The sequence below is a fragment of the Desulfobacter latus genome, from assembly GCF_013389365.1.
Lineage (GTDB): Bacteria > Desulfobacterota > Desulfobacteria > Desulfobacterales > Desulfobacteraceae > Desulfobacter > Desulfobacter latus.
Window position 1 is genome coordinate 14,605 of the sequence record NZ_JACADJ010000028.1, and the last position, 18,864, is coordinate 33,468.

The 18,864-nt window shown below is 46.1% G+C and carries 19 protein-coding genes; 12 read left to right on the forward strand and 7 right to left on the reverse strand.

Annotation, left to right across the window (positions count from 1 at the left end; genetic code table 11):
* The first annotated feature begins 460 nt into the window (after window positions 1–460).
* The 6 genes from HXW94_RS09615 to HXW94_RS09640 all read left to right on the forward strand — a co-directional run bounded on the left by HXW94_RS09615 (window position 461) and on the right by HXW94_RS09640 (window position 4,552).
* Window positions 461–976: a PocR ligand-binding domain-containing protein gene (locus HXW94_RS09615; RefSeq protein ID WP_178366687.1), complete on the forward strand. Its 516-nt coding sequence runs from the start codon at window positions 461–463 to the stop codon at window positions 974–976.
* Window positions 977–1,095: 119 nt separating this feature from the next.
* Window positions 1,096–1,620: a DUF309 domain-containing protein gene (locus tag HXW94_RS09620; RefSeq protein ID WP_246293819.1), complete on the forward strand. Its 525-nt coding sequence runs from the start codon at window positions 1,096–1,098 to the stop codon at window positions 1,618–1,620.
* A gap of 257 nt (window positions 1,621–1,877) precedes the next feature.
* On the forward strand, window positions 1,878–2,726 hold the full coding sequence (locus tag HXW94_RS09625) for a cytochrome c3 family protein (protein ID WP_178366689.1): 849 nt from the start codon (window positions 1,878–1,880) through the stop codon (window positions 2,724–2,726).
* A gap of 214 nt (window positions 2,727–2,940) precedes the next feature.
* The gene (tmk, locus tag HXW94_RS09630; RefSeq protein WP_178366690.1) at window positions 2,941–3,570 is read left to right on the forward strand and encodes a dTMP kinase; all 630 of its coding nucleotides are present in this window, start codon (window positions 2,941–2,943) and stop codon (window positions 3,568–3,570) included.
* Between the two features lie 160 nt (window positions 3,571–3,730).
* A complete protein-coding gene (locus HXW94_RS09635; RefSeq protein WP_178366691.1) occupies window positions 3,731–4,141 on the forward strand; it encodes a DUF3842 family protein in 411 nt (136 codons plus the stop codon).
* A gap of 219 nt (window positions 4,142–4,360) precedes the next feature.
* Entirely contained in the window at window positions 4,361–4,552 is a 192-nt protein-coding gene (locus HXW94_RS09640) for a CooT family nickel-binding protein (protein WP_178366692.1), read from the forward strand.
* A 103-nt stretch (window positions 4,553–4,655) separates the two neighbouring features.
* Here HXW94_RS09640 and gltA read toward each other — a convergent pair whose 3' ends face one another.
* From gltA to HXW94_RS09655, 3 genes are all read right to left on the reverse strand, one after another.
* Window positions 4,656–6,059 (reverse strand): NADPH-dependent glutamate synthase, encoded by a 1,404-nt coding sequence (gene gltA, locus HXW94_RS09645; protein WP_178366693.1) that lies wholly within the window; start codon window positions 6,057–6,059, stop codon window positions 4,656–4,658.
* A 32-nt stretch (window positions 6,060–6,091) separates the two neighbouring features.
* Complete coding sequence (locus HXW94_RS09650; protein ID WP_178366694.1) at window positions 6,092–6,931, reverse strand: sulfide/dihydroorotate dehydrogenase-like FAD/NAD-binding protein; 840 nt, start codon at window positions 6,929–6,931, stop codon at window positions 6,092–6,094.
* A gap of 168 nt (window positions 6,932–7,099) precedes the next feature.
* A complete protein-coding gene (locus HXW94_RS09655; RefSeq protein WP_178366695.1) occupies window positions 7,100–9,043 on the reverse strand; it encodes a phosphoenolpyruvate carboxykinase (GTP) in 1,944 nt (647 codons plus the stop codon).
* Between the two features lie 190 nt (window positions 9,044–9,233).
* On the opposite strand from HXW94_RS09655, the gene HXW94_RS09660 reads away from it, so the two are divergent.
* The gene (locus HXW94_RS09660) at window positions 9,234–10,160 is read left to right on the forward strand and encodes a PHP domain-containing protein (RefSeq protein ID WP_178366696.1); all 927 of its coding nucleotides are present in this window, start codon (window positions 9,234–9,236) and stop codon (window positions 10,158–10,160) included.
* Entirely contained in the window at window positions 10,136–10,591 is a 456-nt protein-coding gene (locus tag HXW94_RS09665; RefSeq protein ID WP_178366697.1) for a pyridoxamine 5'-phosphate oxidase family protein, read from the forward strand. The genes HXW94_RS09660 and HXW94_RS09665 overlap by 25 nt, the downstream gene beginning before the upstream one ends.
* Window positions 10,592–10,720: 129 nt before the next feature.
* Here the strand turns inward: HXW94_RS09665 and HXW94_RS09670 are convergent, their stop codons facing one another.
* From HXW94_RS09670 to HXW94_RS09685, 4 genes are all read right to left on the reverse strand, one after another.
* A complete protein-coding gene (locus HXW94_RS09670; protein ID WP_178366698.1) occupies window positions 10,721–11,482 on the reverse strand; it encodes an alpha/beta hydrolase in 762 nt (253 codons plus the stop codon).
* Window positions 11,483–11,607: 125 nt separating this feature from the next.
* Window positions 11,608–12,924, reverse strand: coding sequence for a bifunctional folylpolyglutamate synthase/dihydrofolate synthase (locus tag HXW94_RS09675; RefSeq protein WP_178366699.1), 1,317 nt, complete (start codon window positions 12,922–12,924; stop codon window positions 11,608–11,610).
* Between the two features lie 150 nt (window positions 12,925–13,074).
* Entirely contained in the window at window positions 13,075–13,284 is a 210-nt protein-coding gene (gene rpsU, locus HXW94_RS09680; RefSeq protein WP_218576652.1) for a 30S ribosomal protein S21, read from the reverse strand.
* 299 nt (window positions 13,285–13,583) lie between these two features.
* A complete protein-coding gene (locus HXW94_RS09685; protein ID WP_178366700.1) occupies window positions 13,584–14,252 on the reverse strand; it encodes an adenylate kinase in 669 nt (222 codons plus the stop codon).
* Window positions 14,253–14,678: 426 nt separating this feature from the next.
* Between HXW94_RS09685 and HXW94_RS09690 the strand changes: the two genes are divergently transcribed.
* The 4 genes from HXW94_RS09690 to HXW94_RS09705 all read left to right on the forward strand — a co-directional run.
* Window positions 14,679–15,152 carry a ferritin family protein gene (locus HXW94_RS09690; RefSeq protein WP_178366701.1) on the forward strand — a complete coding sequence of 158 codons (474 nt, stop codon included), beginning with the start codon at window positions 14,679–14,681 and terminating at the stop codon, window positions 15,150–15,152.
* 285 nt (window positions 15,153–15,437) lie between these two features.
* Window positions 15,438–16,127 (forward strand): DsbA family protein, encoded by a 690-nt coding sequence (locus HXW94_RS09695; RefSeq protein ID WP_218576653.1) that lies wholly within the window; start codon window positions 15,438–15,440, stop codon window positions 16,125–16,127.
* 19 nt (window positions 16,128–16,146) lie between these two features.
* A complete protein-coding gene (locus HXW94_RS09700) occupies window positions 16,147–16,845 on the forward strand; it encodes a hypothetical protein (RefSeq protein WP_178366703.1) in 699 nt (232 codons plus the stop codon).
* 113 nt (window positions 16,846–16,958) lie between these two features.
* On the forward strand, window positions 16,959–18,864 hold a 1,906-nt coding region (locus tag HXW94_RS09705), incomplete at its 3' end, for a LamG domain-containing protein (protein WP_178366704.1).

Genomic DNA, 18,864 nt, shown 5'->3' on the forward strand with positions numbered 1-18,864 from the left:
CTATTTGTCCGGCATTTAAAATGAATATAAAAACCGGATTGTGTTAATATCTCTCAATACATCAAAAAGCCTCTAACTTGATGATCAAGTTAACAAAAACTTGATCATCGAGAATCAGTAAAATAAAATACGCTAATTGAAGGTAATGCTCAAGGATTTATTGGCAGGCTCAGCAATTCTTATTCAGGACTAAAATATGGTTACGTATTGATTATGCAGCACAATTTAAGGTAGCGATTAAATACTTATTCTTATACTCAGTAATTCTTAGTTTCTACTAAATTAATCAATTCGACTAAAGCTGATAATAAGCTTATATTTCAGGCCCTTGATAAAATTTTTGTTTTTTGTTAAAAATTTTTCCGGTTAAAAAATGAAGAAAGTTCCTATCTTTAAAACAGGCCCTGGCCGACCACATGACCAGTCAACTAAATTTTAAAAAACAAGGAGTAAGTATAATATGCAATTGACGGATCTCTTATCCATTGAAAAATGGACTGAACTTGAATTGGAATTAGCGGATAAATTTAATCTTCAAAGCTCTGTTTTTAATCCTGATGGGATTCGGATCACGAATAATCCCAATTGGGCGAACTCCCTGTGTCCGGTGATCAAATCCACTGAAAAAGGACAGAGTTTTATCTGTGCTGTTGCCCATATGAATATGTCCAACCAGGCCCGCGAGACAAAAAAAGCAGTGGTAGAGGAGTGTGATGCCGGATTGCTCAAACTGGTTGTTCCGATTTTTTTTAAAGAGGAATACCTGGGAGTTGTTGGCGGATGCGGTCTTCTTGCCGAGGATGGCGAGGTAGACGAATTTGCCATCAATAAAATTACCGAGATGGATGAAGAAAAGATACAGGCATTATCAGCAGACGTCCAGACCATTACCGATAACGCCGTTCAGGATGCGTGTGATTTCCTCCGGAAGCGTGTAGAAGAAATCATAAACGATTATACAGATCGTCAGAAATAACCTGATCAAAACGGCAGCCGGCGGGAAGTGGTTGTTTGTGAGATTTGTCATTACTCGATGATCAAATTTCCTAAAAACTTGATCATCGAGCATTAGATAAAGTGCAGCTTATGGAGAAAATGATATTGTTTAATCCGTTTGAAGACCGGACAGACCGGGATGTCAGAAATCTTTTGGGAAGTGCATTTATCAGTGCCCTGCAGAAAGGGGATCAGGCAGCTTTGGCACAGGCGGTTTCAGACCTGGGGCGGAAAAATTTGCCCGATACGGCCCAAATTTATATTAAGGCGCGGTATGATCGGTATACCGCTGTTCTGGCACAAGTGTCGTCAAATCCACCTTTAGGTGCCGATATTTATGCCATAGCCGGTCTGCTATGGGATGAATCTCTTTTTTTTGAATGCCATGAATGGCTTGAGCAGAATTACAGGGCTGTTCAGGGTCAGGAAAAGAAGGTCCTTCAGGCAATGATACGTACAGCAGGCACATTTGAACTGCTGACTTACAACAGGAAAAAGGCGGCTGTCTCAGTTGCCGCTAAAGCCCTGTCCGTTTTGGAATCCCATGTTCTGCAGGTCCCTGAATCGTTCAATATTCAACCCAAAATTAACTGCTTGAAAGCTGTTACTCGATCCGAGGGTTAATTTTTATGGCGTGTTAAGTGATTAATTTAAGGCGTAAATACTACATTTCAGGTACCGGAAATGTATTTTTTAACCTTGATACTCAAATTTCAGGTTGATTTTATAAACATTAATTAATATACAAAAGGCATCTTTAACGTATTAGCGTATTGAATCAGAAATAGTGTTTATGTGATATTGAAGAGGGCGGTCAATTGATATACCCCGGTCACATCAGGTACAATCTGATATAACAGCTTTTTTATTGGAGAGGGATCATGAAACGATTATTTCTCATTGCATTACCCTGGTTTGTTTTTGTTTTAACGGGCGTTGCCCTTGCTGAGGACACTGAGGCTACATTTGAACTTCCTGTCGGTACCATGACCTTACAGGCGCCCCAGGATACCGAATATAAGGCTACACTGTCCCCGGTTACTTTCCCCCATTCCCTTCATTTTTCCTATTCCTGTCAAGAGTGCCATCACACTTGGGACGGAAACAGTCCCATAAAAAGTTGCGGAACAAGTGGGTGTCATGAAAATTTTTGGGCGCCGAAACCCGGCCAAGCAGATGTATCTGACAATAATATAAAATCCATGGTCGGGGCCTTTCATCAGGTATGCCGGGACTGCCACAGAAACGAGGCCGACCAGCAGAAAGCTGCCGGTTCCAAGAACATTGTTACAGGACCCGTTGCCTGCACAGGATGCCATCCTGATCCCCATTCCAAGGTTGTAAACAGTGACGAATCCCTCTCGATTCCCATGGGTATTATTACCATAGAGGCACCCGAAGAGGTGGAAGCCACAAGGGGGCCTGTTGGTTTTCCCCATGGACTTCATTTGAAGTTTGCTTGTAAAGAGTGCCACCATGACTGGGACGGAGAAAGCGAAGTTGAACCATGTGACGCATGTCACAGTGAAACCGAGCCTGCGGGCACCAGGAGTATCAAGGATGAAGCAAACCAGATGTACTTTTTGGCGGCTTACCACAATAACTGCTTAACCTGCCACCGGGATATCAACAGGAAACGCAGGGCAGCTATGGCGCAGGAGGATATAAATAAAGCCGATATTCCTAAAGCTACGCCTTTGAATTGCAGTGGTTGCCACAGCTCATCTTAATTAAACCCGTCAAACCCGATTCATTCGGAATTTTAAATACATCAGCCCGGCAGGGCCCGGTTTTCGGGATCTGCCGGGTTTGTTTGTTTTATACTTGATGATTAAATTAGCGCCCTTTGGGCGGGCTGTTATAGGTTCTGGGTTCTGGGTTCTGGGTGCTGGGTGCTGGGTGCTGGAAATTTCTATACGCTCAAGTTATATGAAGGAAGTCAATTTGGAAAAAGCGAAAAAAGGCGGATTTTTGGTATTTGAAGGTATTGACGGGGCCGGCAAAACCACCCAGGCGGAACTGCTTTGCAAGCGCTTGGCATCAAGAGGTACCCCGGTTTTTGCCACATGCGAGCCCACCGACGGGCCTGTGGGCCGGTTGATCCGCCGGATGCTGTCCGGCACTCTTCCGGCAGACCAGCGAACCATTGCAAGCCTTTTTGCGGCGGACCGCACCGAGCATTTGACGGATCCTGAAACCGGTATCCGCCGGATGGTGGATACCGGTATAATTGTGGTGTGTGACAGGTATTATTTTTCTTCCTATGCCTATCATAGCCAGTATATGGATATGGAGTGGGTGATCCAGGCCAATCGACTTAATGCCGATATCTTAAAACCGGATATCACCCTGTTTATTGACGTTGATCCCCAAATCTGCATAAAGCGGCTTCAAACCACCAGAACCCATCTTGAAATCTATGAAAAAATAGATATCATGACGCAGGTCCGGGCAAATTATTTGGCAGCGTTTAACCGCTTGGCGCACCAGGAACGTGTGGCTGTGATCGATGGAAATGATTCTGTTGAAAATATAGCCAAAGCGGTATGGGCGCAGGTCCGCCTTGTAATTTAACACTCAATAATCAAGTTTTTGTTAATTTGCCCGACTTCGGCGTTGGAAAAAAATTTTAATCCTCAAAATATGTTGTATATTCCTCCGGTTAAAAATTGTTTCCGCCTTGAATTTGAACAAATTCCCTAAAAACTTGATAGTCGAGTAACAGGAAAAAAACATGAAAAAAGTGTGTGTTATCGATGGTCAGGGTGGCGGTATCGGATCCACCGTAATCAAGCGGATCAAGGAGCGCTTTGAGGAGTCCGTTGAGGTAATTGCCCTTGGCACCAACGCCATTGCCACTGCCCAGATGCTTAAAGCCCGTGCCAATAAGGGCGCTTCCGGCACCAACGCCATTGTACAGACGGTTAAGGGCGCTGATATGATAATCGGCACTGTGGGGATTATCATGCCCCATTCCATGATGGGAGAGGTGACTCCCCGGATGGCTGAAGCCGTATCATGCTCCCAGGCAAAAAAGGTACTTTTACCCCTGACCCAGGAGAATATTGCCATTGTCGGGATGGTCGGTTCGCCTTTGCCCCAGCTGGTGGATGAATTGCTGGATGTTTATTTTCCGCTGTCATAAAAACGGGTTTTGGGTATTATAAAAATCTGATATCCTGTATATTATTAAATTAGCGCCCTTTGGGCGGGCTGTTAGGTGCTGGGTACTACTGGGTGCTGGGTGCTGGGTGCTGGGAAATGGAAATTCCTATACTCTAAATTTATTGAGGATGTTTTCCGAAAGTAAAAAACGGAAGATGACCTTTTGCTGTAAAAGATCTAAAGATCAGGAGTGCATATTATGTGTGAAGCCAATGCATATCTCGTGGACAAAAGTGGACAGGAGTCTCTGTTTCTGGAGGCTGTGGACAAGGTGGAACCCGATGAAGAGGGGATCCGCCTGGTGTCCATTTTTGGTGAGCAGAAATTTATAAAAGGAAAGATTGATTCCCTGTCCCTGGTGGATCATAAGGTGTTTATCAAACCTGAATAGCAGCCTGCTGTTGCGGCGATACCTCTAAAGCGCAAAAGGCGGGCTGGATAAGCATATCCCGATCCGCCTTTGGTTTTATCGGATAGTACGCGAACAATTAACCTTACCACCCAAGGGTCAGATACTCATGCATGGAGTTGGCTGCAGCACGGCCTGCACCCATGGCAAGAATGACTGTGGCAGCACCGGTAACGATATCACCGCCCGCCCAGACTGCCTTTTTGGATGTTTTTCCGGTAACGGGGTCTGAAATAATATTTCCCCATTTATTTAAGGCCAGGTCCGGGGTGGTCTTGGTGAGCAGCGGATTGGCATTGGAGCCCACAGCCACGACAACCAGATCACAGTCTATTTTGAACTCACTGCCTTCAATGGCCATGGGCCGACGGCGGCCGGACGCATCAGGTTCTCCCAGTTCCATTTTCAGGCATTCCATACCGGTTAATCTTCCGTTTTCATCACCAAAAAATTGTATCGGATTTGTCAGCAGGACAAATTCAATTTTTTCCTCTTCTGCATGGTGCAATTCTTCGTTTCTTGCGGGCATCTCTTCTCTGGAACGTCTGTAAACAACCTTGACGGAGTCTGCGCCTAAACGCATGGCTGTTCTGGCAGAGTCCATAGCCACGTTACCGGCACCAAGCACCACGACATTTCTGCCCCGGGCAATGGGGGTATCGTATTCAGGGAACAGATACCCTTTCATCAGGTTGGTCCGGGTCAGGTACTCATTGGCAGAATAAACACCAATGAGGTTTTCACCGGGCAGATCCATAAATCTGGGAAGCCCGGCACCCACACCGATGTATGCGGCGTCATACCCTTCGGCAAACAGCTCATCAATGGTGACGGTGGCGCCAATGACAGTGTTGCATTCAATATCAGCGCCCATCTTTTCAAGGGTAGCCACTTCCGATGCAACAATCTCCTTGGGTAGACGAAATTCGGGAATACCGTATACCAGAACCCCGCCGGGTTTGTGAAATGCTTCAAAAATAGTAACATCATGGCCTTTGATCAAAAGGTCGCCGGCAACGGTCAGTCCAGAGGGGCCGGAACCGACAACCGCCACTTTTTTGCCGGTTTTTTCAGCCACAGCAGGAACGTCACCAGTACCGTTTGTACGCTCCCAGTCCGCAGCAAAACGTTCTAAATATCCAATGGCAACAGGTTTGCCTTTTTTGCCGAGAACGCATCTGCCTTCGCATTGTTCCTCCTGGGGACAAACCCTGCCGCAGACCGCGGGAAGGGCATTGCGTTCCCAGAGCTTTCTGGCCGCTGCGGAAAAATCACCATCAGCGATACATTTAATAAATTCAGGGATGGATACGGAAACCGGGCATCCTTCCACGCAGGCCGGTTTTTTGCATTGCAGGCAGCGTTTGGCTTCGGTGATTGCCATCTCTTCGGAAAGCCCCAGGGGAACTTCCATAAAATTTCTGCGCCTGACGTCCGGGTCTTGTTCCGGCATCACGACCCGGTCAACTTTCTCTTTTTTATCAGCCATTTATTCCTCCATATATCCCAGAAACGGGCGCATTAATTTGCATTGCATTTGCATTTGTTGTAAGCATCCACGGACTGTTTCTCAACCTCCGTATAAGAGGCAAGTCGTTTGGCAAGTTCATCAAAATCAACCTGGTGTCCGTCAAATTCAGGGCCGTCCACACAGGCGAACTTTGTATTTCCCCCTACGGATACCCGGCATCCGCCGCACATGCCCGTACCGTCTACCATAATGGGGTTCAGGCTGACCATGGTCTTAATGCCCTTTTCCTTGGTAATCAGACTGCAGAATTTCATCATGGGAATGGGACCAATGGCCACAACCAGGGCGATGTCTTCTTTTTCAATGGTCTCCTTGAGTACATCCGTAACAAACCCATGATGGCCCATGGAACCGTCATCAGTACAGATATGCAGGGTATGGGAGGCGTTCCGCATCTGTTCTTCCAGAATAAGCAGGTCATAAGTCCTGGAACCCAGAATAGCTGTGACCTCATTGCCGGCATCCTTCAGTGCCCGTGCGATGGGGTGCAGTACGGCAATACCGGTGCCGCCGCCTACGCAGACGACCTTTCCTATCTTTTCAATATGGGTGGGGGCCCCCAAAGGACCAATGAGGGCATAATATTCTTCACCGACCTTAAGATCCCGGAACCGGGCCGTGGATTTTCCGACAACCATGTAAATGATGGTGATGGTGCCTTTTTCAGGATCCGTATCCGCCATGGTCAGTGGAATGCGTTCGCCGGTCTCGTCCGCCTGAAGAATGACAAACTGGCCGGGTTTGGCCTTTCTGGATATACGCGGCGCTTCTATTTCGTTGAGGATAATGGTTCCCTGAGCCAATTCCTCACGATGCACTATTTTTGCCATTATTATCTTCCTTATTTAGATTTGGAAACATTTTAACGTATGGCACTAAGAGCCAATGTTTCTAATAAATGTCATAACGAATTATCTTATTGATCATTTTGTTTAAAATCAAGTAGAAACCCGGCATGGAATTTGTCTATACATATTTTGCAAAACGCTCGACCATGATTAAGTCAGGTTTTCAAAATAATCCGGCATGATGACATCCCCAACTTTTTCCTTCAGATCCATCAGGGCCGACTTCTGTGCTGCCAGGATCTTAAACAGTTTTTCCGGAAGGTGTTCTTCATTTTTATATGCCTTTTGCTGAAGTTCAATGCGCTGGATGATTTTGACCGTGTACAGGGCAAACTGCATATCATAAAGGGATCTGGGATACGCCTTGTCAATGATTTGATCGAACAATTCAGCCAGATCATTGTAGCAGGGCAGGTTGCCGATGGGGGTGGACAGGTATCCAACTTCATTATGGGCATATCTTTCCAGCCAGGCCAGCCACACTTTAACATCCTGCTTCTCTCCGAGAAGCTTGTCTGAATTCCCGCCCCTGGCCCGGTGGGTTAGAAAATAATTCAGGCCTGCCATCACCGGCTTGAATGGTTCTTTAATGTCAGGATTGTTGAAGAATTTAAACTGGGCATCCATGTAATCACCCAACGCGCCGGGGATAAAAGGGGCGTTGGCCCAGGGTGCGCGTTTAATGCCTGTGACGCCGACCTCTGTGGCCGTGGTGGCAGATACAATACAGGCGCCGATAACCACACCGGCATCCGGGGTCTTGGCCACCCATACCGGCGGCATGGTGTCCGCATCCCTGCCTGAATATGTAAATATCCGTGTCACTACCCCGTCCGGGTTGGCTGCTTCAGGCGAGTAGTTTTCCAGATTTTCCGAGGCCATGGTACACCTGGAATTGGGATGGGATATGGGAATGGGCTCTGCCTTGTCATTGGTTTTTCCCTGGTGCCATTCTCCCTGGAAGTTAATTCCGGTCTCCGGGACAGGTTCCATATTGCCGACCCAGTGGGGTTTAAAATCTTTGTCAACAAGAACATTGGACCAGATGACTTCGCAGCCGGGCTGCCGCAACACTTTCATCAACAAAGGATCACCGTTAATATTTACCCCCTCCACAATGCCGAATATACCGTTTTCCGGATTGATGGTGCGGATGCTGCCGTCCCGGGCAATCCACATCTGGGCCAGGTCATCGCCTATAAATACATTGCCGGCCATGGCTGTGGTGGTTTTTCCGCATCCGGAAGGGGCCGCGCCGGCACACCAGGTCGTCCGGCCACCCGGTCCATTGATACCGGTAATAAACATATGTTCGGACAATTCCCTGCCTCGATCCCGGTATACGGCTTTGTCCACGGCAAACCTGTGATTACCCTTTTTAAGCAGCAGGGTATTGCCGGCATAGGTGCATTTCCAGGCATAAGTGGTCTGGTATTTTCGATCCATGAACACCCGGGCATGGGGAAGGTCCTCGGTACGGTTCAGGCCTTCGGAGTGTATATTGGTGAAAAAATATCCCTTTTGTTCAACTTCGTGATCAAAATCATCAAAGGCGTTTCGGTAAAGCAATTCTGCACTGTGGGATATATAGGCTGAGGATGTCAGCTCCAGGGCCGGGTTGGCTGCAGGGGAGCCCACAGGCCCTCTCATGTAAAATCCAACAATCATGGTCAGATTTTCCATGATGCCGGACATGTGGGTTTCAATCTCTTTTGTGGCGTTTTCCGGGAGCATACGCTTGGCAAGGCTGGATACCAGATCCTCGGGTTCGGCAATGTAATAGGTGCGATCCACGATTCTGCCCTGCTCACTGGCCAGATCAAAATGAATGGTGTGTCCCGCCATGGCAAGGGCACGTTCCTCGCCTTTTTCAATGGCAATTTTTCGGATAATATCCTTATCTTCTTCTGATCCTGTATTGATAAATACGTTTGACGGCCTGCAAAGGGCAATGGCGTTGGCGATACGGACCAGTACATCCGGGTGTTTGATCTTGGCAATTTTTGCTGATTGTATGCTGTCAAGTTTTGCGGCAAACAGATTTCGGGCCTGATCGGGAGAGTTGATTTTTCCAAGGGTATGTAAAGGATCCATAGGTAATTAAGTCCGGATATTTATTGATTTTCAAAGTTCAAAGACTCGCTTTTATCACTTAATCTGTGAAAATTAAATAAAATATTAAAAATTGGTTAAAAAAAGAAAGTATGTCCGGACAGGGATAAATTGTGATAAAACAATCAGCATTGTATAATTCAGGTAACATTACAACAGCAGGAGGCAGTTGATGACACATATATTTGCAGATCTGCATAATCACACCACCGCATCTGACGGAGATTTTTCCCCGGGCGATCTTGTGGCGCTGGCCGCAGGTATGGGCATAAAGGTTTTAGGGGTAACCGACCATGATACATTGGATGGACTTGCACCTGCACTGGATGCCGGGAAATTAGAGGGCGTGGATGTTTTCCCGGGGGTTGAGGTCTCAGTGCGCTTCAAACGGGAATTTTTCACGGGAACCCTGCATGTACTGACCTATTTTTCAAGTGGACTGTTAACAGATTCGGGGTTTGTCACGCGGTTTAAAACCCTCCTGGCCCAAGGACGGGGACAGGGCCTGGTCCGGGCAAGAATTGAAAAGATCAACGAGGTGTTCGGGCCTGGCGGTGAATCGCCTTTATTGTCAAGGAATCTTGTCTTTGAAGATATTGCCGCATATTCGGACAATGCTTCCCGCCGCCATTTTGCCATGGCCCTGGACGAAAAACTGGGTATTTCCGATAAAGAGACCATTAACCGGATCATCGGCAATGACAGTCCCGCCTATCTGCCTTCAGGGATAGACCTTGAACAGGTGAAAGGGTTTCTAGAAACTGAACCTGTGATTGCCGTGCTGGCCCACCCGGCTGCCGGTTCTTTTCCCGGAGAAGGGCATTACAAGGAGGTGCTGCCACCTGTGGAAACCGTGACGCGTCTGCTGCCTGAGCTCCTGGATGCCGGTGTCAAAGGAATTGAGGTGCATTACCCGGGCCATGCACCGGAACATAAGGCACTGCTTTTGTCTTGGGCGCAAAAATATGACTTGCTTGTCACCGGCGGTTCTGACTGCCATGACAATGCCAACCGTCCTTTGGGCGTCACAGGGGCGGATGAACAAGAATTTAATCGGCTAACACAGGAGGTGCTGTGCGTAGAAAAGAAAAGCAAATAACCGATCAGGATCAGATTGAGGGTATCATAAAACAGGCTAAAGTCTGCCGGTTAGGTCTGTCAGATAACGGGCAACCTTATGTGGTGCCCTTACATTTCGGATATGATTCGCCTTTTTTATATTTTCACGGGTCCGATAAGGGACGCAAACTTGATATCCTGGCTGCCAACGACCGGGTCTGTTTTGAATTTGATGACCTTGAAAAGATAAAAAAACACGCATCTGCCTGCAATTGGGGCGCATTCTATACCAGCATCATTGGCGAAGGAACGGCACGTATCCTTGTTGACCCGGAAGAAAAAATAAACGGCCTGAACTGTATTATGGCCCAGTACAGCTCCCGCACCTTTGAATTTGGGACGCAGGATCTGGCCGAAACTGCCGTGATTGAGGTCAAGATTTCAAGTATGACTGCTAAACGGTCCGGATAGTGATTCTCATAGAACAACGGGCAAATGCACCAAGATCTTTTTCATGGCTTTAAAGCTTGTTTAAAAAATAAGGGGTCGAAGCAAAATCTCATGAGATTGCAGCCGATGCATCAATTTTTAAACAGGGCATTAGCCGCTGCTGTCCAAGCTACGAATAAAATTTTCCAAACAAGCAAAATATTCTCTGGCATTCACCATCATAATGCTGTTGTGATCGCCCCGATCAAATAGTTTAATGGTTTTGCGCGTCGTTGCCCAATCATAGAGCCGCTGACCATGGCTGACATCAACCAGGCCGTCATGCACTGAATGCAGCACCAATAAATCGCCTTTAAATAAAGCGATTTTCCGCTGATGATTCAGTTGCTGATCTACAACGTTGCGTAAGGTTGCCAGATCAACATTCAGTTCATCAGGGTGAACACGTAATAACAACCGTTCAAACACATCGGCAATCGCACTTTCAAGAACCAATCCGGCCGCATCAGGAAAACGGGCGGCGGCTTCAAGGGCAAAAATAGAACCAACACTGCGCCCGAAAAAAATTAAATCCTGCGCGTTACATTTTAATGCTTCGATCGTCGGCACGACATCACTGATCATTTTACCCAATTGCGCCTGGCCACTTGATTGGCCATAACCACGTAATTCCGCCAACAGGCAATTACACCCCATTTGATTAATCAAGGTAACAAAATCACCGCGCCAATCATCAACGATTTCACCATTGCCGTGAAAGTGTACCAGCGTTTTTGCCTCAGGGTTAATTTCATGATAGCTGCATGCCAATCTGGCACCATCAACATCAACCCAGAAAGGATCGGCAAAAAATCCCTTACGCGGAAAAAAATAGCGCTGCTCAATTAACGGATGATCAAGTAAATTATCCATAAACACTCCTTATGAATGGGTCTTAAATCACTTGCCCATTTTTATATTTCCGGGAACGCGGGCGTCCCGCCCGCAGTAACGATGCAGGCGGGACGCCTGCGCTCCCAGGTTTCGTTATTTCGGTCTCAGTCCTTAACCATATCAAATTTTTCCTTAGCCTCTCCCGCCACATACAGGGAACCTGCAATGCAGATGGCATCTTCATTGCAACTTGTAGAAATTGCGTAGGATACGGCGTCTTTTACATCTTCGATAACCTGCAGTTCCCCGTTGAATGTTTTTCTGACTGCTGCGGTCAGCACCGCAGGTTCAATACTGCGGTTAATTTTGGCTTTGGTCACAATGACCCGCTGGACCCTGGGCAAAAGTTGACCCAGCATGGCTTCATAGGGTTTATCATCCAGAATGCCGATGACAAGGGTTAGTTTCTTATCCCCTAATGTCTGATTTAGGTATTTGCCCAGCAGAACAGATGCCTTGAGATTGTGGGCCCCGTCCAGGATAACCAGGGGCTGATCCATGATTTTTTCAAGGCGGCCCGGCCATTTAACCCGGGCAAGTCCTTTGTGAATCAGTTCCCGGGTCAGTTCATATCGTGGATCAGTTCCCTGGTTCTGTTCAAAAACAAGTTCGACGGCAGCCAGGGCCAGAGACAGGTTTTCCCGCTGGTGTTCTCCGGGTAACGGTTTGGTCAGGTCTTTGACGTTTTGATAAATTCCCTTGTAATTATAGGTTGACCGGCCAGGGGGGTTGCGCATGGAAAAGTCACGTTTAAACCGGTAAAGCCCTGATCCCCGATCTTTGGCGATTTGGACTAGCTTATCTATTCCCGATGGCTGCGATACGGCCGTAACTGCAGGCACCCCCGGTTTTATGATACCGCCTTTTTCCCGGGCCAGGTCCCTGATGGTATGTCCAAGGTAATCGGTGTGCTCAATGGAGAGATTCGTGATCACACTGACCTTTGGCGTAATAATATTGGTGGCGTCAAACCTGCCGCCCATGCCGGTTTCAACAATCGCCCATTCAACCATCTCTTGGGCAAAATGGTAAAAGGCCATGGCCGTAACAATCTCAAAAAAAGTAGCCCGCCGTGATCCTTGGCACAACTTATTGTCTGCAGCGTTCACGGCCTCGTATGCGCTGACCACATCTGCATTGCTGATCTGCTGCCCGTTCACGCAGATCCGTTCATTGAATCGGACCAGGTGGGGGCTTGTGTATATACCCGTTTTAAACCCCGCCGCATTGAGGATTGACGCAATGCAGGTCGCAGTAGATCCCTTGCCGTTAGTTCCGGCTACATGAACCATGTTGTAATTGTTCTGTGGGGTGTTGAGGTGTGAAAGGATATTTGAAATGGTATCCAGCTCAAGCTTGATGCCGAACCGGCCCAGTTTGTAAATTTTTTCCAGGCATTGTTTATAAGGGAGGGTTGCCATGAAACGTGTCCATAAAAAAACCCGACATATCAACCAATTTGATACGCCGGGTGATTTTTATAGTCTGTTTGAAAATTAAGGGATCGAAGCGAAATCTCATGTGATTGTGATTGCAGCCGATTCATCTATTTTTAAACAGGCTTTTAATGCTCAGCTACGTCTTCTGCGTGATTTTGAGGCGGCAATTCGTTGTCTTCTCATTGCCTCTCTCATCTTACGTCTTCTGTACTGACAAGGTTTTTCAAAATGTTTCTTTACCTTGAGACGTTTGAACAGTCCGTCGTTCTGAATTTTTTTCTTCAGAATACGCAACGCTTTTTCAACGTCATTATCAATAACTGTGACAGTAATTTCTTTCAAGCAGCATCGCCCCTTTCAAAATGGATTTAAATATAAAATATTTATAACCGTATTTTATAGCAAATTGAATGCGGTAAGGCAAGGACAAAACAAAAACCCGGACATACTATGAGGGGGAGACGTCCGGGTTTTATATAGATTTACAGGGCTTGGTCATAAAATCGGCCACAACGTAGGTTGGGTTGAACAAAGTGAAACCCAACACCGATAAGTTGTTGGGTTTCGTTCCTCAACCCAACCTACCGAAAATCCATATGGCCTAAAATATGACCAAGGCCTAAAATATGACCAAGGCTGATTTACAGCTTGGAGATCAGTTCTGCAGTTACGTCGGGCAGTGCCTGCTCGCCGTTCAGGGTGATGTATTTGAAATCTGCATCAGGCAGATCTCTGAAGTAATAAGAAGAGGCCAGGGTACCGGTTTCGGTGTCATAATAGATGGCGTGACGTTTGTTGATGGCCGCCTCGTCCTGGTCATCGGCGCGGGTACTCAGTGCACCGCCGCATACCCGGCATTTGTCTCCGTCAGGTTTGATGGCGTCGATGAAAATGTTGTTGGGATGGTTGTTGTCATTTTCACACAACCGTCTGCCCATAATTCTGTTTTTGGCAATTTCACGGTCCAGCAGCATTTCAATGACGTAGTCAAGTTTGATGCCCTGTTCGTTCAGTGCGGCATGCAGTTTTTCAGACTGAACTTTATTTCTTGGAAAACCGTCCAGCAGCCAGCCGTTTTTGCAGTCATCCTGTTTGATACGGTCGATCATCATGGGGATGGTGATATCATCAGGCACCAGGTCACCCTTGTCAATATACGCTTTGGCTTTTTTGCCAAGTTCGGTGCCGCCCTTGATATTGTCGCGGAAAATCGCACCGGATTCAACATGGGCAATGTTGTATTTGTCTTTCAGTATTTTTCCCTGGGTGCCTTTGCCGCTGCCGTTGGGGCCAAAAAATAAAATGTTCATCTTCACTCCTTGAGATTGGTTTTATATGAAAGCAGCGAGTTTTGAGTGATGATTCGTGAGATTTAAGACAAGCTGTTTTTCTCATAACTCAATACTTACAACTCACATCTTTCATTGTTTGTTGTGTCCGTCAGGGCATGGCCGTTATATTCATGGCCTGTCGGGACACATCCGACATAATAAAAAATCATAATATTTAACCATGAAAGAACTGATCAGCTCAGGCGTTCTTTCATGGCCTGCCATAGGGCACTCTTGTTATGAAAAAATTAAGATCTGCCCATATCGGCCATAACTGTATCAGGAAATCTTAATATAGGACTGCCCTTTTTTTGTCAAGGTATTGCGGCTGATACGTTTTCTAATATATAATAGGTATGTTCTGATGAACACAACAAATAATGAAAGATGTGAGTATTGAGTTGTATGGAACTAAAAGCAGATCAAGAAAAAATTATAAAACAACTGATCACACAGGAAGAAATGCTTTCAAAGCTTTACGGACATTTTTCTGAACAATTTCCTGAATACAGTAAATTTTGGAATCAATTGTCAAAAGAGGAACACAGACACGCAAGATTGATCCAAAAATTATTTGATGCCGCTAACAGAGGAAAAATATTCTTTGATGAAGGCAAAATAACGACGTATACGTTGAACGCATTTATTTCACGGCTCGAACAGATTTTGCACAAGGCGATGAAAAATGAATACGATATAAAAACAGCCTTGGGCTGTGCAATGGATTATGAAAATTCCCTGATTGAAAAAAATATATTTACCCATTTCGACTCATCGAGTGATAACGTAAAACGCACCCTGAATATTCTTCATTCAGAAACGATCACGCATAGGGAATCAATCAGGAAAGTTCAGCAAACAATAGCGGGAAACGGCTAATCCAGGTATTTTTTATACTTTCTATCTTCTTTCAATGTATGAAAACGAAATAAAACTTTTGCGGTTCTTTTCATAATTTTGTAAAATAAAAAAATATTAAATTTCTGAAAATGGAGGCCACCCCTCATGTTAAAGTCCTGCTTGATTATCTCTGTAATCACCTGCTTTGCAATGATTTTTTTATTTTCCAGTACTGTTTTTGCCAAAGCAGAGTTACAGATAATCAGGCAGGTTCAGTCTGGGAGAACTGCCATTGATACTTGCACTTCTTTGGATGGAAAGCGCTTGTTTGTTCTGACAAAGCAAGGGACAGTTGAAATCTATTCGCTAACCGGTTTTTTAGAAGAATCTCTTCCCTTGAATTTTCCCGCAGATCTAATCAGTTCAGCCGGAAGGGGTGATATCCTTTTTCTTACCGACTCTAACACAGGAAACATTCGCATTGTGCAGTTGGATTTTATACAGAATATCAACATCCAGGGCGCTCCGATCAGAGGGCCTGAAGATGCGCAAGTCGCTGTTGTTATTTTTACGGACTTTCAATGTGTGTTTTGCGACAATGCCCGAATTCTCCTTGATCAAGTAACTGAGGCCTATCCCAACCAAGTTAAAATTGTTTACAAAAATTTTCCTTTGAGCATGCACAATTTTGCCAGACAGGCGGCGGCAGCCGCAATGGCAGCTCAAAAACAAGGGAAGTTCTGGCCTATGCATGACCTTCTATTCGATAACTCAAAAATTTTAAGTGAAGAGAAACTCAAAGAATTTGCCCTGACCCTGAAACTTGACATGGAAAAATTCAATTCCGACATGATGTCGACTTCGCTCAACCGACAAATTAAAAATGACATCATCGATGGTCGGAAGGCTGGGGTACAGGGAACACCGACTATTTTTATAAACGGCCGACTGATGAAAAGAAGAGGGTTGGCTGAAATAAAAAAAATGATCGACGCAGAACTTAAAGTACAATGATTGCCAATTGAGGGGGTCTATGAAAACATGGAAAAAGATTTTTTTTGCTGCTTGCGTGTTTATTATGCAGGGTGGTTTGGCAAGTGCTACTGAGGTTTCACTTTATACAGAAAGTGGCTTGCTATCCGACCAAAAAAAATTGCGGGTCAGGGTTTTCGCTGATATAACCGATATATCCAACGGGGGAGAACTTCTCTGTGCAGGGTTCGTTCTAAGCTATGGTGAGGGGCTGACCAGTCCGGTGGCAGAGAAAAATTCGGTTGACTGGTATTTGGGCAACCCAGTTAACCCGCTGATTTATACGGATCCGGACATCACAGGGGATGGAAAAATTGTCTTTTTACTGGGAAAACTGGATGAAAATCACCCGGCAAAAGGTATATCCGGTTATCACGTTCTCCTTGGGAGTGTCCTTTTTGACTATTCCGGATCAAATCCTACAGCAGGCGATCTCAGGCTGACCGAAGGTCATCCGGGGGAGTTCTCTGATTTTGTTACCACCAAAGGTATTGTCCTTGACCCCTCGATTTCATATACTGTTGCCGGCTTTCATCCTGCTGACAGCCTTCAACTGCAGGGCGTTATCCGGGTTTTAGAGCTATTAAGCAATATAGAGGCAAAAGACAAACCCGTGAGACTTGCCCCTGATGATATAACTGAAAATGGAAAAATCGGTATTGAAGATCCGATTTACATGCTGAAACAGATTTCACACTAAATATGCAACTGAGCAATCCGACAGAACCCGCGGGAATATTATCAGAAAACCTCTGGCAATAAAAGGATTGTAGCGGGTGTATACCTGTATAGAAAGGGAGGAGAGAACAAAAGATGAAAAAAATCTGCATGAGACGTTCCATTATTCAGACTGTTTGTTGGATAAGTATTTTGTGGGTAAGCTTCTTTTTAATTTCTTTAACGGCTTATGCAGGACTCAGAGACGGCCTGATCGCCCACTATCCGTTTGATGGCGGCCCTGTGGATGCAGGACAGAATCAATATACTGGTATTGAAAAAAATGGTGTTCTATTGACAGATGACCGATTTGGGAAACCCGACAGCGCTTATCAGTTTGACGGTGAAGATGATTATATCGCAGTTGAAAAATTTCAATTTCCCCAGGTTTTTTCCCTCTCCATGTGGATCAACCCGCAAGACACTACGGATGGCCGGATGTTCCTGGGAAAACAGTCCGCGGTATCATCCCCATCACTCAGCATTGGCTTTTCCAACGGCGGTTACAGCGTCCGGATCGGTACATCAGCCTATTCCAAAGGAGTAAAAACCAAAGATTGGCAGCATCTTGCCATTGTGGTGGAAAAAGACGGCGCTGATTACAGCAGAGTCCTGTTCTATAAAAACAGCAGGCTCCTTTGGTCGAAAAATCATTTTGATCCGATTGAAAATTCAGTTTCGCTGGCGATCGCTATTGGTGCTGCATGGGAAGGGGCATTCCCGATAAGCTTTTTTTCCGGTAAAATGGATGAAATCAGGATTTATGACCGGGCGTTATCTCAAACAGAAATTGAATTGCTGTATAATCCCATTCAAGGTCTGGATATCACCTGGGACGATGATATTGATGGAGAGGATTTCTATTTTTTTTCGAAAAGTATTGGGCAAAAACGCTGGTACAAGGATTTTGATGGAGATGGTTATTCCGATGGGTCAAGCAGATGGAGCAAAAATAGACCTGATACTGAATATTACAGAAAGGCTGATTTAAAAGGCATTTTCGGAGATTGTGATGATTCAAATCCGGAAATAAACCCCGATGTAACCGGAACACAGTGCCCCCCATTCGGTGCCTGTTGCTATACATTGAAAGAAAACTGTATTCCCGTTACTCGATGTGATGATAATGTATCTGAGCGTGTATGCATAACTGAACTGAACGGTATATTTTATAAGGACACCCAATGTTTGGATCTCACACCGGATGAATGCCCTGTGAACAACGGACTGGGCGCCTGCTGTCAGACCATGGTATCCAATGATGGTACAACATCAGCCGTGTGTAATGACAATGTGGGTTCAACGGAATGCGCTGACAGCGGGGGATCTTTTTTTGCAAACCGCCAGTGCGCCGCCCTTACCGCAGAAGAATGCCCGGTTCCTGCACCTGTGGGCAGTTGCTGCCACCCGAAGATTTCCTATGTGAACGAAAGCGGGGTGTTCCCGGTACAATGCCTGGACAGTCTGACTGAGTACAAATGCGATCTGCTCCAGGGCACCTGGTCCGAAAGTCACTCCTGTGACGATTTGACAGAGGCCCAGTGCAGCCCATACGGTGCCTGTTGTTATGATGATAACGGTACGGCCAAATGTGCAAGCGGGATGCTCAAAAGCAATTGTACGAAATTGTCGGGAACCTTTTTTGCCGATCGGCAATGTGGTGAGCTCACGTCAGAACAATGTCCGGCCATGGCACCGCCATCCACCGGGGCATGTTGCCTGACGACAACCGTCACTGATGGATCAAGCTTACCAGTAAGGTGTATAGATGCAAGAACGCAAGCCCAGTGTTCTGTGCTGGGAGGCTCCTGGTTTGAGGATCAAGCCTGTGAGGATTTGACCTATGAGCAATGCCCGGCGCTTACGCAGATAACCGGCGCCTGCTGTCAGACCATGGTATCCAATGATGGTACAACATCAGCCGTGTGTAATGACAATGTGGGTTCAACGGAATGCGCTGACAGCGGGGGATCTTTTTTTGCAAACCGCCAGTGCGCCGCCC